20 protein-coding genes are annotated in these 13959 nt (G+C 66.6%); 4 read left to right on the plus strand and 16 right to left on the minus strand.

Translation table 11 applies throughout. The features are described from left to right. The first annotated feature begins 35 nt into the window (after window positions 1-35). Entirely contained in the window at window positions 36-1349 is a 1314-nt protein-coding gene (locus PRN20_RS19180) for a hemolysin family protein (RefSeq protein ID WP_273959246.1), read from the plus strand. A gap of 7 nt (window positions 1350-1356) precedes the next feature. On the opposite strand, the gene PRN20_RS19185 is transcribed toward PRN20_RS19180, so the two are convergent. Continuing rightward, window positions 1357-1740 (minus strand): GNAT family N-acetyltransferase, encoded by a 384-nt coding sequence (locus tag PRN20_RS19185; protein WP_273959247.1) that lies wholly within the window; start codon window positions 1738-1740, stop codon window positions 1357-1359. 347 nt (window positions 1741-2087) lie between these two features. Between PRN20_RS19185 and PRN20_RS19190 the strand changes: the two genes are divergently transcribed. Then, complete coding sequence (locus PRN20_RS19190; protein ID WP_273959248.1) at window positions 2088-2498, plus strand: hypothetical protein; 411 nt, start codon at window positions 2088-2090, stop codon at window positions 2496-2498. A gap of 39 nt (window positions 2499-2537) precedes the next feature. Here PRN20_RS19190 and ureG read toward each other — a convergent pair whose 3' ends face one another. The 10 genes from ureG to ureC all read right to left on the minus strand — a co-directional run bounded on the left by ureG (window position 2538) and on the right by ureC (window position 9386). Further along, window positions 2538-3170 (minus strand): urease accessory protein UreG, encoded by a 633-nt coding sequence (gene ureG / locus PRN20_RS19195; protein WP_273959249.1) that lies wholly within the window; start codon window positions 3168-3170, stop codon window positions 2538-2540. Continuing rightward, window positions 3167-3595 (minus strand): DUF3995 domain-containing protein, encoded by a 429-nt coding sequence (locus tag PRN20_RS19200; RefSeq protein WP_273959250.1) that lies wholly within the window; start codon window positions 3593-3595, stop codon window positions 3167-3169. The genes ureG and PRN20_RS19200 overlap by 4 nt, the downstream gene beginning before the upstream one ends. Continuing rightward, window positions 3592-4392: an urease accessory protein UreF gene (locus PRN20_RS19205; protein ID WP_273959251.1), complete on the minus strand. Its 801-nt coding sequence runs from the start codon at window positions 4390-4392 to the stop codon at window positions 3592-3594. The genes PRN20_RS19200 and PRN20_RS19205 overlap by 4 nt, the downstream gene beginning before the upstream one ends. Beyond that, window positions 4389-4862, minus strand: coding sequence for an urease accessory protein UreE (locus tag PRN20_RS19210; protein WP_273959252.1), 474 nt, complete (start codon window positions 4860-4862; stop codon window positions 4389-4391). Before PRN20_RS19210 ends, PRN20_RS19205 begins: the two co-directional genes overlap by 4 nt. A 62-nt stretch (window positions 4863-4924) precedes the next feature. Beyond that, a complete protein-coding gene (locus PRN20_RS19215) occupies window positions 4925-5248 on the minus strand; it encodes a low molecular weight protein tyrosine phosphatase family protein (protein ID WP_273959253.1) in 324 nt (107 codons plus the stop codon). A 2-nt stretch (window positions 5249-5250) separates the two neighbouring features. Continuing rightward, entirely contained in the window at window positions 5251-5838 is a 588-nt protein-coding gene (locus PRN20_RS19220; protein ID WP_273959254.1) for a hypothetical protein, read from the minus strand. A gap of 7 nt (window positions 5839-5845) precedes the next feature. After that, window positions 5846-6187 (minus strand): MliC family protein, encoded by a 342-nt coding sequence (locus PRN20_RS19225; RefSeq protein ID WP_273959255.1) that lies wholly within the window; start codon window positions 6185-6187, stop codon window positions 5846-5848. A gap of 57 nt (window positions 6188-6244) precedes the next feature. Further along, on the minus strand, window positions 6245-7093 hold the full coding sequence (locus PRN20_RS19230) for an SDR family NAD(P)-dependent oxidoreductase (protein WP_273959256.1): 849 nt from the start codon (window positions 7091-7093) through the stop codon (window positions 6245-6247). Between the two features lie 59 nt (window positions 7094-7152). Then, entirely contained in the window at window positions 7153-7611 is a 459-nt protein-coding gene (locus PRN20_RS19235; protein WP_273959257.1) for a DUF29 domain-containing protein, read from the minus strand. 65 nt (window positions 7612-7676) lie between these two features. Continuing rightward, on the minus strand, window positions 7677-9386 hold the full coding sequence (gene ureC / locus PRN20_RS19240; protein ID WP_273959258.1) for an urease subunit alpha: 1710 nt from the start codon (window positions 9384-9386) through the stop codon (window positions 7677-7679). A 166-nt stretch (window positions 9387-9552) separates the two neighbouring features. Between ureC and PRN20_RS19245 the strand changes: the two genes are divergently transcribed. Next, window positions 9553-10380: a c-type cytochrome gene (locus PRN20_RS19245; protein WP_273959259.1), complete on the plus strand. Its 828-nt coding sequence runs from the start codon at window positions 9553-9555 to the stop codon at window positions 10378-10380. Window positions 10381-10503: 123 nt separating this feature from the next. On the opposite strand, the gene PRN20_RS19250 is transcribed toward PRN20_RS19245, so the two are convergent. Continuing rightward, on the minus strand, window positions 10504-10905 hold the full coding sequence (locus tag PRN20_RS19250) for a hypothetical protein (protein ID WP_273959260.1): 402 nt from the start codon (window positions 10903-10905) through the stop codon (window positions 10504-10506). Between the two features lie 131 nt (window positions 10906-11036). On the opposite strand from PRN20_RS19250, the gene PRN20_RS19255 reads away from it, so the two are divergent. Next, a complete protein-coding gene (locus tag PRN20_RS19255; protein ID WP_273959261.1) occupies window positions 11037-11420 on the plus strand; it encodes a hypothetical protein in 384 nt (127 codons plus the stop codon). A gap of 4 nt (window positions 11421-11424) precedes the next feature. Here the strand turns inward: PRN20_RS19255 and PRN20_RS19260 are convergent, their stop codons facing one another. From PRN20_RS19260 to urtE, 4 genes are all read right to left on the minus strand, one after another. Beyond that, window positions 11425-11730 carry an urease subunit beta gene (locus PRN20_RS19260; protein WP_273959262.1) on the minus strand — a complete coding sequence of 102 codons (306 nt, stop codon included), beginning with the start codon at window positions 11728-11730 and terminating at the stop codon, window positions 11425-11427. 228 nt (window positions 11731-11958) lie between these two features. Then, window positions 11959-12261: an urease subunit gamma gene (locus tag PRN20_RS19265; protein WP_273959263.1), complete on the minus strand. Its 303-nt coding sequence runs from the start codon at window positions 12259-12261 to the stop codon at window positions 11959-11961. 8 nt (window positions 12262-12269) lie between these two features. Next, the gene (locus tag PRN20_RS19270; protein ID WP_273959264.1) at window positions 12270-13019 is read right to left on the minus strand and encodes an urease accessory protein UreD; all 750 of its coding nucleotides are present in this window, start codon (window positions 13017-13019) and stop codon (window positions 12270-12272) included. A gap of 194 nt (window positions 13020-13213) precedes the next feature. Then, window positions 13214-13915: an urea ABC transporter ATP-binding subunit UrtE gene (gene urtE / locus PRN20_RS19275; protein WP_273959265.1), complete on the minus strand. Its 702-nt coding sequence runs from the start codon at window positions 13913-13915 to the stop codon at window positions 13214-13216. Window positions 13916-13959: the final 44 nt, after the last annotated feature.

The following is a 13959-nucleotide window of genomic DNA, read 5'->3' on the forward strand; positions in this document are numbered from 1 at the left end:
TATGGGCTGCTGCAGTGTTTTGCAGGAGGTTCCGTATGTCGCCGCTGCTCGGGCTCGTTCTTATCGCCGCGCTGGTGGGCGCCAGTTCCATCATCTCGATGTCGGAGATCGCCTTCGCGGCGGCGCGCGAGGTGCGGATACGCGCGCTGGCGGAGGGCGGGGACAGCCGGGCCATCCGGTTCGCCGCGCTGCGCGCCGATGCCGGCAACATCATCACGGCGTTCCAGATCGCCATCAACTCGATCTCGATTCTCGCCGGCATCGTCGGTGACGGGTTGCTCGGGCCGACGTTCGCCGACGCGCTGGCGCGGGTCGGGGCAGGGAGCCTTGCCGCGCCGGTCGGCTCGGTCCTCGCGTTCCTCTTCACGACGACGCTGTTCATCCTCTTCGCCGACCTGATCCCCAAGCGCATCGGCATGCTTATCCCCGAGAAGGTGGCGCTGGCGCTGGTGTGGTTCCCGGAGGCGGCGGTCTTGGTGCTGCGGCCGCTGGTGTGGCTGTTCAGCGGCATCGCCGACTGGGTGATCGCACGGCTCCACCTCGCGCCCTCCGGCCCGGTCGACGAGGTGACCACCGAGGATTTCCGCATGATCCTTGCGGGCGGGGAGAAGTCGGGGGCGCTGATGAAGAAGGAGCGCCGGCTGATCGAGAACGTGCTCGGGCTCGAGCTGCGCAGCGTCACCTCGGTGATGACGGTGCGCGACGAGATCGTCTACCTCGACCTCAGCGACCCGCTGGAAGTGCAGCAGGAAAAGGTCCGCCGCCGGCCGTTCTCGCACTATCCGATCTGCAATGGCGGCATCGACGAGGTGATCGGCTGCGTGCGGGCCGAGGATGTGCTCGCGACGGTGATGGATCGCGACGCGCCGGTCGATTTCGCCAAGGCGAGGCGCGACGTGCTGTCGGTGCCCGATACGCTCAATGTCTGGGAGGTGCTGGCCGAGTTCCAGTCGAGCGGCAGCGGCTTTGCCGTGGTAGTGAGCGAGTACGCGCATGTCGTCGGCGTCGTCACCTTCAAGGACCTGATGGGCGCGCTGATGCAGGGCCTCGCCAATCCGTTCGAGGAAGAGGCAATCATGCGCCGCGACGACACGAGCTGGCTCATCGACGGCGTCGCCCCGGTGGTCGACGTGGTCCGCGTGCTCAACATCAAGAGCTTCCCGCTCGACGGCGCCTACGAGACCATCGGCGGCTTCATCGTCCACACCCTGCGCCGCGCCGCCCGCAAGGGCGACAAGGTCGAGCTCGGCGGCTACCTCTTCGAGGTCGTCGACGCCGACACGCTGCGGCTCAACCAGCTGCTGGTGACCAGGATCGGCAGCAAGCCGGCGGGGCGGGGCGCTTCCTGACCCTGGCTCAGTCCTGCGCGAACCCGAACTGCCGATACAGCCGCTGCGCCGTGGCGTTGTAGATGTCCACCTTCAGCGCCAGCTCCTCGGCATGCCGGGCGCGTAGTGCCTCGATTGCCGTCGAGAGCAGGGCCGAGCCGATGCCGTGGTTGCGCCAGTGGGCGTCGACGACGAGGTCCTTGACGAAGCTCGAGGTCCAGCACAGGCAGAAGCCCACGACGTCGTCGCCGTGCCTCGCGACGAGAGCGAGGTTGCGGTCGAACTCGCTGTCGGTCAACAGGCCCTCCCACCAGTCGAGCAGGTTGTCCGGCACCTTGCCGAAGCCGTTGGTGTAGGCGCGCTGCAGCAGCGCATGCACTCGCCCCGCATCGCTCGCGGCGATCGGCGCCACCTCCACTCCGGGGGGCCACACGGCGGGTGGTGCGGGGTCCGCGAGGGACCGTCTCAGGAGGAGGAATCCTTCGCTGTGAGTCATCTTGTGACCGGTCCCCGGGAGCTTACCAACGTTACCCTTCGTCCATGATTGGAGTGGTTCGAAAACGCCCGGAATCCGGCGGGTTTCGGGCGAAAACATACCCTTGCTCCTTCGCACATCCGCCGCTCTCGAGGAGCCATATCCCGACCGTCGACGCGATGTCACGCCGATGACCGCTCGCTGCCCTGCCACCAGATCTTCCGGCGGCGCGACACTGCAAGATTTGCCCTGCGGCCCAATCCGATCCGTATGGAGATGATCAAATGCATCCGAACCTCAAGACTTCCGTTGCCGTTGCCATTGTGGCCCTGCTGTCGGCTCCGGCCCTCGCGGCCACCAATGACAGCGCCACCGTCGTCAATGCGATGAAGGCCGACGCACTCCCCGTCGGGAACCTCACCGCAATGGTCGGCGAATGGACTGCCGGCGACCTGAGCTTCCTCGACAAGGCCGCCTCGATCAAGGTGTTCGACACCAAGACGCTGTACAGCGCCGGCGACCAGGAAAAGATCGCCAGCGCCGAGACGGCCAAAAGCGCCGATCTCACCAAGTTCCGCGCTGCCATCAAGGCCGATACCGGGCTCGCCAACTGGTTCAAGACCCACAATATCGACGTGAACCGGGTGATCGCGGTCGCCGATCCGAACGGCAACCCCGAGATCTTCCTCTACTGAGCAAGAGACTGCGCCGGGCGGGCAACTGCCCGGCGCCTGCTACTCTGCCGCCGCGGCCGGCGCGAGGCCGCCCATCCGCTCGATGAAGGCGACGATCTCGTCGAGGTTCTCGCGGCGGAGCAGGTCGGTGAAGACGTAGGGTCGACCCTCACGGACCTTTCGCGTATCGGCGTCCATGACTTCGAGGCTGGCGTTCACGTATTGCGCGATGTCGGTATGCGTGACGATCAAGAGGTCGGAGCGCGTGATCGCCGGGCCGCCCTTGCGCGGGATCTTCTCTCCCTGCGCCACCGAGATCACATAGAGCGTGATGTCGGCCAGATCGGGCGAGAACGTCGCCGCGAGATTGTCGCCGCCGGACTCGATCAGGATGATGTCGAGATCGGGAAACTTGCGGTTGAGGTCGGCGATGGCCGCGAGGTTGAGCGAGGCATCCTCGCGGATCGCAGTATGCGGGCAGCCGCCGGTCTCGACGCCGACGATCCGATCCTCGGAGATCGCCTGCACCCGGTTGAGGATCAGCGCGTCTTCCTTGGTGTAGATGTCATTGGTGACGACGGCCATCGAGTAGCGCTCGCGCATGGCCTTGAGCAGCATCTCGCACAGCGTCGTCTTGCCTGAGCCGACAGGGCCGCCGATGCCGATGCGGAGGGGACCGTTGGAGGATTTCATATGAGCCTCATGATCACGAGCAGGAGGTAGCCGATGCCGAGCGCAAGGCAGAGCGGGGAGTAGTTCTTGCGGTCGAGCGTGGCGAACGGCTCCTCGGAGAAGCGGGCGCGCCAGCCGTCGGTGTAGCCGATGGCGCCGCGGCCGAGGAACAAAGCGGCGAGGAGGAGCCCGACCACCGAGAGCCACCAGCCGCCGGCAGTGTGATCGGCCAGCGACAGCGCGAATACCCCGGCGGCAAGGACGAGGATCGACACGGCGAGCGAGGCGAGGCGCGGCACGCGCGTCACGCCGGGGCGGCCGATCACCGTGCGCGCCAGCAGCGCGGGGTCGCGGATCGGCCAGGGGCTGCCGATGGCCCACATGAAATGGGCGATCGCCACCGCCAGCAGCACGACGAAGATCAGGGCGGCGACGAACATGCTCATGAGCGGAATATCCTCGGTTCCAGCGTCTCGTGACGCATCTGCGCGATGTCAGCGGCGTAGGCGATCGCGCCGATATCGGCAAGTGTCGCGGAGGCCGCGGATTTCGCCAGCGCGGCGACGCGGGGTTCGAGGGCGGACATGATCCTGAGGCCGTCCGTCTGGCCCAGGGGCACGAGGCGGATGGCGACCGAGACCTGCCCGTGCACGGTGGCGGTCAGCCAGGCGAGAAGGGTGTCCTCGAGGTCGATGTCGTGGGCGGCGGCAATGGCGCCGACGGCGATCGGATAGGGGCAGGGCTGCGGCAGGCGGGCCAGCACCTCGGCCGGCCACAGGCTGGCGGCGCGGACATAGCTGTCGCCGGTGATGGTGGTCTCCATCCAGCGCTCGCGGCTCGAGACGAGCGCGAGGCTGAGGTCGGCGAGGGTGGACAGGGCGGTGATGGTGGCCTCCCCCCTCCCATCCTCCCCCGCAAGGGGGGAGGTGCCGCTCTGAGTTTGCGGCGCGATCGTGCCCGACACGCCGGCCGGCACCCTCCCCCTCGCGGGGAGGGTTGGAGAGGGGGGAGCGGCAGGCTCGGTCTCCCGCACCGCGCGCCAGGCGTGGGCGAGGAGGATGGCATCCGTCCTGATCCCGCCATGCGCCAGCGCGCCCTCGATCCAGCTCATCAAGCGTGCGGAATCGGTTACGCGACGATCTGCAATCGCCATCTCAAGTCCGGCCGACCAGGCGAAGGCCCCCACCGGGAAGGCGGGCGACAGCCAGGTGACGAGCTTCTGGAGCGCAGCGGGTGACGTCATCGGTTGAGCAGCGCGTGCGCCGGCTCGCCGTGGTTGTGGGAATAGGCACCTTCCTCGGGATTGAAGGGCTCCGTCACGTCGGTGACCGTGGCGCCCAGCCCGCGCAGCATGTCGCGGATCACGTGGTCGCGCAGGATCAGCACGCGGTCATCCTCGATCTGCGTTTTGAGGTGCCGGTTGCCCAGGTGCCAGCAGAGGCGCTTCAGATGGATCTGGTCCCGCCCGCGCACCTCGTAGAGCTGCTCCTCGCCGGCGATGATCTCGACCAGCCGCCCGTCCTCGAGCTCCAGCATCGAGCGATCGGCAAGGGTCACGGGCTCGGGAAAATCGACCAGCACGCTGTCGCCATGGACGAGCGTCAGGCTGCGCCGGCGCACGCGGCGTTCATCATGGAGGAGAACGGCCAGATCGAAAGGAATACCGCCCTTGCCGGGCGGCACATAGCTTACCGCTCGAAACGTCTGCGGCATGATACACGACCAAGTCTTCGAGGCTTCCCAACCTTGCCGCCGACCTTAGCGATGAAGCCGCCTCACCGCAAATGCGGCGTAACCCGTGCGCGCAGGATGTCGACGAGCTCGGGCTGCATGTAGGCGTAGCGATCCGGGATATCGAGGCAGATGACCCTGATGGATCGGATATGACGGCCGAAATCCCGCATGAGTTTGGCGCGGTGCGCGCGTTCCATGACGAAGACCGTATCGACGCCCTCGAGGTGTTCCGGCGTCAGTCGCTCCTCGGCGTCGGGCGCAAGCCCCGCCGACGCGACCTCGATACCCGGGTAGCCGGCAAAGACCTGCTCGGCCGTCGGCGAGCGGAGGCGGTTCCGGCTGCAGATGAAGAGGATCCGGCGCATGGTCAGGCGCGGATGTTGAAATAGAAGACGATGGACCAGGCCTGATAGGCGAGATGGAGGATCACGAACCCCAGCTGGAAACGCCGGTTCGGCGTCCAGATCGCGATGGCCGAGAGCAGCAGCCCGACGGGTATCTGCACGAGGTAGGTCCAGTCCAGCGGGTCGAAATAGTCGGTTCCCTTGATCATCGTGTCGATGAGATCGAGGAAGAAGGTCAGCCCGAAGATCGAGAAGAACCAGTGGCGGCGCTTGATGAAGAAATCTTCGTAGCCTTCGTAATCGTCGAGCCTATCGGGGAACAGCAGCGCCGAGAGGGCGAACAGCGTGATCGAGTAGAAGATCAGGAAGGCGAAGGTGCCGAAGTTCCAGCTCTGGAGGCCGGCGAGGTCGTATTCCCACCACCAGAAGAGGATGAGCTCGATCGTGATCGAGGCCGCCCACAGCAGGTGGATGAGCGAGAGCTTGGCCCGCTGCGGGTGCTGGATGATGCCGGCGGCGCCCATCAGCAGGCGCGTAAGTCCCAGGCCGATGATCGTGCCCATGACGATGCGCACATGGACGAACACATCCTGGGCGACATCGACTTCCATGGGCGCCTCAGGGCGTGTTGGTGACTTCGCCGCAGTTGACCGGCGTCTGCGGGTCGGCCTGGAGGTCGGTGAGGGTCGCGTCGCTGCCCTTGGTCCAGAATTCGTACTGGCCGGCGGCGTAACGCGCGCCTGAACCGGACATCACGTTGACAAACACCAGCTTCTTGCCGCCCACCGGGACGATGGCGAGGAAGTTGGGCTCGGCGTTGATGAAATCCACCGAGAACGGCTCGAGCCCCTCGCACTGGTAGTGCACGACGTTGCGCTCGAAATTGCCGGCGAGCTCGAGGACGACCTGCGCGGAAACATCCACATTCTGCATCATGGCGGCGGTGGCCAGGGCTTCCATCGGCAGTTCTCCTCGCGATTCAGCAGGATGGGAGCCTAGCAGATGGAGGCGCGGTGGCTAGACGCTCTCCAGCGTCGCGGGGCGGGGCTGGTAGCCGTCGATGTCGGCATAGCCGTATTCGAGGGCGAGGCCGGCAGTGGTGTGGACCTTCCCGGATTTCTCCATCAGCGCCGGATCGGCGGCGAGGTGGGCGACGGCGCTGCCCTGGAACTCGGGGCTCTCGGCGTTCGACATGTCGAAGTACTGCGCGTTCTTCAGCACCTCCTCGGTGCGGACGAGGCCGGGATAGAGGGCGACGGCGGCGACGTCGAACTCGCGCATCTGGTGGGCGACGTCATGGGCCATCTTGTCCATCGCGGCCTTGGAGACGCCGTAGACGGTGTTCTGCATGAACTTCTGGGCGGCCCAGAAAGAGATGTTGACGATGAGGCCCGAGCGCTGCCGCGCCATCTGCTCGGTGGCAATGCGTATGGCGCACCAGGAGGAGCGCACGCCGACATCCATCATGGCGTCCCAGCGCCACATCGGCTGCTGCCAGATCGGATCGACCCAGGTGAAGCGGTTGTCTTCCTCCATGCGCTCGTAGCCGCCCCAGGCGGAGTTGACGAGCACATCGAGCCGGCCTTCGTCGGCGATCACCCGCCGGACGATGGCTTCGGTCTCGATGTCGGAGGAATGATCGACCCGATGCGCGACGCACCGTCCCGGATACTTGCCGGACTCGTCGAGCACCGAGGCCAGCGAGCCGGCCCGGTCGAGCCCGTCCGGGTGCTCACCATCCCGCTTGGTGCGCCCGGTAATGTAGACCGTCGCGCCCGCCTCCAGCAGCCCCAGCGCCACGCCGCGCCCGACGCCCCGGCTGGCCCCGGTGACGAGGCAAACCTTGCCCGCGAGATCGACCGCCATGCTTGTTCCTCCGATTCACCGCGGGAACATAGCATGAACAAAGATGCGGGGATAAGTTCTTACGACTGACCCGGCAGGTAGTCGGGGTCGAGCGCTTGATCGATGGTATAGGGGCAGGTTTCGGGGAGGGCCTCGATCGGCATGCCCGTCTCCGCAGCTGCATTTCGGCGGGCGATCAGATACTCGCCGTCGAGCGTGGTCGCGGGATAGGCCTTCAGGCTGGGGCTCCGACGGATGACACGCGCGATGCGGTACCGTTGCTCGAAGATCGTCGATGTCCAGCTTGGCGATCTTTTGTCCGGCTGGAACTGATGCTTCAGCAGGTGCGCCAGCAGCACCGCCATGCGGTTTTCGATCTCGCTTTCCTCGGAGCGCCCCAAGCTCTCGATCTCCTCGGCGACATTCTCGAGATCGACGCGGTCGAGCTTTCCCTCGCGGATGAGAGCGGCCTGCTCGGCACTCCATAGCGCCAAGTCCTGCCGGTATCCCGCAAGCCTCTTGAGGTCGATCTTGTTCATGGCGGTATCGTATCAAAACTACCGACGGTAGCAAAACCGGTTGTGGTCTGAGCCGGCGCGCGAGCTCAGAACAGGAAATACCGCTGCGCCATGGGCAGCACGGTGGCCGGCTCGCAGGTCAGCAATTCGCCATCCGCGCGCACCTCGTAGGTCTCCGGATCGACCTCGAGGTGCGGCATCGCCGAGTTGTGGATCATCGAGGCCTTGGTGATGCCGCCGCGGGTGTTCTCGACCGGGAGCATGCCCTTGGCGACGCCGAGTTTTGCCTGCAGGCCGTCGTCATAGGCGGCCTGGCTGACGAAGGTGACGGTGGAACTGGTCTTGAGCTTGCCGTAGCCGGCGAACATGGGCCGGTAGTGCATCGGCTGCGGGGTGGGGATCGAGGCGTTCGGGTCGCCCATCGGCGCGGCGGCGATGGAGCCGCCGAGCAACACCATCTCGGGCTTTACGCCGAAGAAGGCGGGGTTCCAGAGCACCAGGTCGGCGCGCTTGCCCACTTCGATCGAGCCGATATGCCGGCTCATGCCCTGCGCGATGGCGGGGTTGATCGTGTACTTGGCGATGTAGCGCTTCACCCGGAAATTGTCGTTGTCGCCGGTTTCCTCGGCGAGCCGGCCGCGCTGCTTCTTCATCTTGTCGGCCGTTTGCCAGGTGCGGATGATCACCTCGCCGACCCGGCCCATGGCCTGGCTGTCGGAGGAGAACATCGAGAAGCAGCCGATGTCGTGGAGGATGTCCTCGGCGGCGATCGTCTCCTTGCGGATGCGGCTCTCGGCGAAGGCGACGTCCTCGGCGATGGCCGGCGACAGGTGATGGCAGACCATCAGCATGTCGAGGTGCTCGGCCAGCGTGTTGACCGTGTAGGGCCGCGTCGGGTTCGTGGACGACGGCAGCACGTTGGGCAGGCTCGCCACCTTGATGATGTCGGGCGCGTGCCCGCCGCCGGCGCCTTCGGTATGGAAGGCGTGGATGGTGCGGCCCTTGAAGGCGCGCACGGTGTCCTCGACGAAGCCGCTCTCGTTCAGCGTGTCGGTGTGGATCATCACCTGCACGTCGTAGGCGTCGGCGACGGCGAGGCAGTTGTCGATGGCGGCGGGCGTGGTGCCCCAGTCCTCGTGCAGCTTCAGCGACGAGACGCCGGCGAGGATCATTTCCTCGAGCGGGGCCGGCACCGAGGCGTTGCCCTTGCCGGCGATGCCGAGGTTCATCGGGAAGGCATCGAACGCCTCGATCATGCGCTGGGCATGCCAGGCGCCGGTGCAGGTGGTGGCGAGCGTGCCGTGGGCCGGGCCGGTGCCGCCGCCGACCATGGTGGTCATGCCGGCCATCAGCGCTTCCTCGATCTGCTGCGGCGCGATGAAATGGATGTGCGAATCCATGCCGCCGGCGGTGAGGATCTTGCCCTCGCCGGCGATGATCTCGGTCGAGGGGCCGATGATGACGTCGACGCCCGGTTGCGTGTCCGGGTTGCCGGCCTTGCCGATCCTCGCGATGCGCCCGTCGCGGAGGCCGACATCGGCCTTGTAGATGCCGGTGTGGTCGACGATCAGTGCGTTGGTGATGACCGTGTCCATGGCGCCCGCGGCGCGGGTGATCTGGCTCTGGCCCATGCCGTCGCGGATCACCTTGCCGCCGCCGAACTTCACCTCCTCGCCATAGGTGGTGAGGTCGCGCTCCACCTCGATGAACAGCTCAGTATCGGCCAGCCGGACCTTGTCGCCGGTGGTCGGCCCGTACATCTGGGCATAGGTCGAGCGGGAGATGCGAGCGGGCATGACGATCCTCTGGGGCGACGCGCGTGTGTCGCCATTTGAACCGCCTAATTCTGAGGCTGTCCAGATATCTGCCGCGAAAATCGGCAGGCAAACCAGAGTGGCAGAAACAAATTTGCCGGTCGCGGAATCGTGGCTTAGGCTGGGCGCTGTATTTGAGGGGATTTTCATGAAACGGATTTTATGGTTGGCCGCGATTGCGGCCGGTAGCCTCGCCGTGGGCGGTGCAAACGCTGCTCCGTCGGTCGAACGGGGCGATTACCTGGTCAATTCGATTGCCGCGTGCGGCAGCTGCCACACCCCGCTGGGGCCCGAGGGCTATGTCGCCACGCAGGAGCTGGGCGGCCGGCTGGTCGAAGAGACACCGGCCTTCACCGCGATCGCACCCAACATCACGCCGGCCGGCCGGGTGAAGGACTGGACCGACGCCGAACTCGCCAAGGCCATTCGCGAGGGCGTTCGCCCCGATGGTTCGGTGATCGGCATGCCGATGCCGTTCGAGGTCTACAAGGGCCTGTCGGACACCGACCTCGCCTCGATCGTGATGTACCTGCGCACCGTACCGGCGGTGGAGAACGATCCGGGCACATCGGCCTACAACGTCCCGCTGCCGCCAGCCTGGGGCCCGCCGATCACGAGCGTCGCCGATGTGCCTGAGGGCGTGACGGCGGAGTATGGCGCCTATCTCGCGGGCCCGGTGGGCCACTGCACCGTCTGCCACACGACCTTCGGGCCGCAGGGGCCGATGCTCGATACGGCGCTCGGCGCCGGCGGGCAGGAGTTCCATGGACCATGGGGCACGTCGGTCGCGGCGAACATCACGCCGACCGGGCTTTCGGGCTACAGCGATGCCGAACTCGCCACCATCATCACCACGGGCGTCCGCCCGAACGGAAGCCGGCTGCTGCCGCCGATGTCGATCGGGCACTACGCGAAGATGAAGCCCAACGACGTACAGGCAGTGGTCCTCTACCTGCGCTCGCTGCCGGCGAAGTAAGCGATGGAGCGGGGAGCCAATGCGGCTCCCCCCGCCAGCTAGCTGCGCTTGATCAAGGTGACGGTCATCAGCGGTCGAGATCCGCAAGGAGCGTCAGCGAGCCTCGTCGCCGGAGGAGGGGCCTCAGTTCAGCTTGGCGTCTTCGGCCCTGGCCTTGCGGTAGGCGGCGATGAGGAAGCCAAGCATGTCGTCGAGGAAGGCCTCGCCCGTGCGGACGTCAGGGTCGGTCTGGGTGCGGGCGATGAGCGAGATGGCGAGCACCTGGATGGCGTAGGCGTGCTTGGCCTTGCCGTCCTGGTGGAACTGGTTGCCCTGCTTCTCAAAATCGCTGAGGAGGCTCGCATAGGCCGGCGGGGTCATGTTGGACTTGAAGCTGGCCCAGCTCGGCTGGCTGGTCCGGTCGATCAGGCGCGCGGCGAGGCTGCCGATGAGGAACATGGCCTCGGGGTCCTTGCCTCCGTTGGTGCGCAGGTCCTGCAGCACTGCCACGAAGCGTTCCTTGAAGTCCTGTTCCTTGGTGGCCATTGCCGTCCTGCCCGTTGAAGCCGGCGCATCCCTAAACGAAAACGACCGGCAATGCCAAAGGACTCTGGCGGGGGCGGCTGCTTTTCGCCATAGAACGGGGCTCAGCTGACGCCAATCACCTGGAGGCTCACATGAAATTCCGCTTCGCCGCGATCCTCGCCGCAGCCCTGTTCGTCGCCGCGCCGCAGGTGGTGCAGGCCCAGCACATGGAAATCAATGCCATCATCGCCGATATCGGCGGCGTGAAGTTCATGCGCGATGCCGAGCGGGCGCACAGCGCGGCCGGCCTCCGGGTCATCCGGCTGTCGTCGCTGGCCGCCGCCGAGCGCAGCGCCGGGCGGCTCTACGCAGCAGTGGACCGCCATCGGCGCGCGATCCGCTTCCTGTGGGGCAATCTCGCCATCAACCCGATGGCGATGACAGCGATCCGCAACGAAGGCGTGGCGCTCGAGCAGATCGTCTCGCTGCAGGTGGCCGGTGACGGCGGCGGGGTGCTCTACGCGAACGACCTGTGACGCCTCAGAGCTTCCCCATGATCTTCTGCTGGAAGCCATAGACCTCGCGCTTCCCCGACAGCGGGACCAGCTTCACCTCGCGCGTCTGACCCGGCTCGAAGCGCACCGCGGTGCCAGCGGCGATGTCGAGCCGCATGCCGCGGGCCTTCTCGCGATCGAAGCTCAGCCCGGCATTGGTCTCGTAGAAGTGGTAGTGCGAGCCGACCTGGATCGGCCGGTCGCCGGTATTGGCGACTTCGAGCGTGATCTGCGGCGCACCGACATTGAGCTCGATGTCGCCGGGGACGGTGCGGATTTCACCTGGGATCATCTGGATCACCTTTCTCGGTATCGCATTGCGAACACGGGATGTGGACGTTCATCCTGACCATGACCCACGTGCGAAACTCACCACAGTCCCTGGACGTGCGGAACTCGGGAAAGATCGATCGCGCCTTGGGGTTGGACTGGACCCTGACTGCACTTCTCCTCGCCAGCCCATCGAGCTCGGCAAAGTCCGCGTCGGTGTCGAGGCGGGCCCGGGGCAGGTGCCGTGCGTTCACCGGATCGGCTCATGCACGGTGACGAGCTTGGTGCCGTCGGGGAAGGTGGCCTCGACCTGCACATCGTGGATCATCTCTGCGATGCCCTCCATCACCTGGTCGCGGGTGACGACATGGGCGCCAGCCTCCATCAGGTCGGCGACCGAGCGGCCGTCACGGGCGCCCTCGACGACGTAATCGGTGATCAGCGCGATCGCCTCGGGGTGGTTCAGCTTCACGCCGCGCTCGAGGCGCTTGCGCGCGACGATCGCGGCCATGGCGATCAGCAGCTTGTCTTTCTCGCGGGGCGTCAGGTTCATGGGCGGTCCTAGAGATGCCAGAGGCGGGGCAGGGTGCCTGCGCCGGAGAGGTGAGCGATAAGTGGCGTGATGATCCGGCGCAACGCAAGCCCCGAAGGGGCCATGGCGCGCACGACGAGGCGTTCGCCGACGACGCTGGCGCCGGTTGCGTCGGTGAGGAGATCGCGGACCCGGTCGAGCTTCAGCTCGGCATCGGCGCCGACATAGAGGAGGGTCGCGAACGCGTTGGCGCCGTCGAGCAGGCCCAGCCCGTCGCGTTCGAGCGGGTCGGCGCTCAGCCGAGTCGCTTCGGCGTGGATCAGGCGGCCGCCGCGCCGGATGCGCCAGTTGTCGCGGAGGTGGGCGTTGCGCGCGGCTTCGCCCATGGCCTCGCGGCCGAGGAGGATCGCCTCGATGGCAAAAAAGCTCGCGTCGGGCGCGAGGTCGACCTCGAGGCCGCGATCGAGCCGGGCGCCCTCGAACAGGATCGTCTCCTGCGGCAGCCAGTCGAGATGGGCGCCCGCGCCGACCGTGATCGTCGAGCGCACCGTGGCGTCATCCCCGAGCGAGCGGTAGACGCGCTCGCAGGCCTGCGTGGTCAGCACCACCCGGGCGCCAGGCGCGGCGTCGATCTCCCAGGCGACATCATCCCCACCGGTGAGCCCGCCGGCGGTATTGATCAGCACGGCCTGGAGGCTTTGGTCATGGGTATGCGGCAGCCGGATCTTGGCGCAGCCCTCCTGGAAGAGGGTGGTCAGCCGGGTGCGGCCGTCGAGCACGCGCGTGCCGAGACGACCGACGCCGCGGGCGCGCTGGTGGCGGGGGAGGGCGGCCGCGTTGCTCCCCTCCCCCTTGAGGGGAGGGGTGGGGGGTGGGGGTCCTTCGGTTCTTGAACCGGGCCACCCCCTCCCTCGATCCCTCCCCTCAGGGGGGAGGGAGGCGACGGCTGCGGGCTCGGGTTGGATCGCCAATGCTACACCATCAAATGCCGGCGCACCTCGGGCAGGTCGAGGTCGGCGGCCGGGCCGGAATGCATGATCTCACCGCGATCCATGATGTAGATGTCGTCGGCGATCTCGCGGCAGAAGTCCAGATACTGCTCGACCAGGAGGATCGTCATCTGCTTTTCGTCGCGCAGGAACTGCAGCGCGCGGCCGATGTCCTTGATGATCGAAGGCTGGATGCCCTCGGTGGGTTCGTCCAGCACCAGCACCTTGGGTCGCGTCACCAGCGCCCGGCCGATGGCGAGTTGCTGCTGTTGCCCGCCCGACAGGTCGCCGCCACGACGCCCCAGCATCGACTTCAGGATCGGGAACAACTCGAAGATGTAGCCGGGGATGTTGCGGTCACCGGGCTTCAACCCGGCATAGCCGGTCTCGAGGTTTTCCTTGACCGTCAGCAGCGGGAAGATCTCGCGGCCCTGCGGAACGTAGCCGAGGCCCATGCGGGCGCGCTTGTAGGGCGGCGCCTTCTTCAGCACGGCATCGTCGAAGACGATCTCGCCGGCCGAGACGTTGTTGATGCCGGTGATTGCCCGCATCGTCGAGGACTTGCCCACGCCGTTGCGCCCGAGCACCGCGGTAATGCGCCCGGGACGGCACTCGATGGTGATGCCCTTAAGCGCCTGCGCGGCGCCGTAGTGGAGGTCGATGGCGCGGATGGCGAGTGTGGTCATGAGCGTGCTCCGGCGGTTGCGCGGGGAGGAGTTGGGGGTGGGGG

Origin of the sequence: Devosia sp. ZB163, from assembly GCF_028613635.1 — a bacterium.
Lineage (GTDB): Bacteria > Pseudomonadota > Alphaproteobacteria > Rhizobiales > Devosiaceae > Devosia_A.

Coding starts and splice junctions, on each gene's coding strand:
- PRN20_RS19225 (WP_273959255.1), bottom strand. CDS start 6,187: ATGGAAGCCCTGGCCACCGCCGCCATGATGCAGAATGTGGATGTTTCC.
- ureC (WP_273959258.1), bottom strand. CDS start 9,386: ATGCCCGCTCGCATCTCCCGCTCGACCTATGCCCAGATGTACGGGCCG.
- PRN20_RS19255 (WP_273959261.1), top strand. CDS start 11,037: ATGAAATTCCGCTTCGCCGCGATCCTCGCCGCAGCCCTGTTCGTCGCC.
- PRN20_RS19235 (WP_273959257.1), bottom strand. CDS start 7,611: ATGAACAAGATCGACCTCAAGAGGCTTGCGGGATACCGGCAGGACTTG.
- PRN20_RS19250 (WP_273959260.1), bottom strand. CDS start 10,905: ATGGCCACCAAGGAACAGGACTTCAAGGAACGCTTCGTGGCAGTGCTG.
- PRN20_RS19230 (WP_273959256.1), bottom strand. CDS start 7,093: ATGGCGGTCGATCTCGCGGGCAAGGTTTGCCTCGTCACCGGGGCCAGC.
- PRN20_RS19200 (WP_273959250.1), bottom strand. CDS start 3,595: ATGAGCATGTTCGTCGCCGCCCTGATCTTCGTCGTGCTGCTGGCGGTG.
- PRN20_RS19260 (WP_273959262.1), bottom strand. CDS start 11,730: ATGATCCCAGGTGAAATCCGCACCGTCCCCGGCGACATCGAGCTCAAT.
- urtE (WP_273959265.1), bottom strand. CDS start 13,915: ATGACCACACTCGCCATCCGCGCCATCGACCTCCACTACGGCGCCGCG.
- PRN20_RS19220 (WP_273959254.1), bottom strand. CDS start 5,838: ATGGAAGTCGATGTCGCCCAGGATGTGTTCGTCCATGTGCGCATCGTC.
- PRN20_RS19265 (WP_273959263.1), bottom strand. CDS start 12,261: ATGAACCTGACGCCCCGCGAGAAAGACAAGCTGCTGATCGCCATGGCC.
- PRN20_RS19215 (WP_273959253.1), bottom strand. CDS start 5,248: ATGCGCCGGATCCTCTTCATCTGCAGCCGGAACCGCCTCCGCTCGCCG.
- PRN20_RS19180 (WP_273959246.1), top strand. CDS start 36: ATGTCGCCGCTGCTCGGGCTCGTTCTTATCGCCGCGCTGGTGGGCGCC.
- PRN20_RS19210 (WP_273959252.1), bottom strand. CDS start 4,862: ATGCCGCAGACGTTTCGAGCGGTAAGCTATGTGCCGCCCGGCAAGGGC.
- PRN20_RS19205 (WP_273959251.1), bottom strand. CDS start 4,392: ATGACGTCACCCGCTGCGCTCCAGAAGCTCGTCACCTGGCTGTCGCCC.
- PRN20_RS19245 (WP_273959259.1), top strand. CDS start 9,553: ATGAAACGGATTTTATGGTTGGCCGCGATTGCGGCCGGTAGCCTCGCC.
- ureG (WP_273959249.1), bottom strand. CDS start 3,170: ATGAAATCCTCCAACGGTCCCCTCCGCATCGGCATCGGCGGCCCTGTC.
- PRN20_RS19190 (WP_273959248.1), top strand. CDS start 2,088: ATGCATCCGAACCTCAAGACTTCCGTTGCCGTTGCCATTGTGGCCCTG.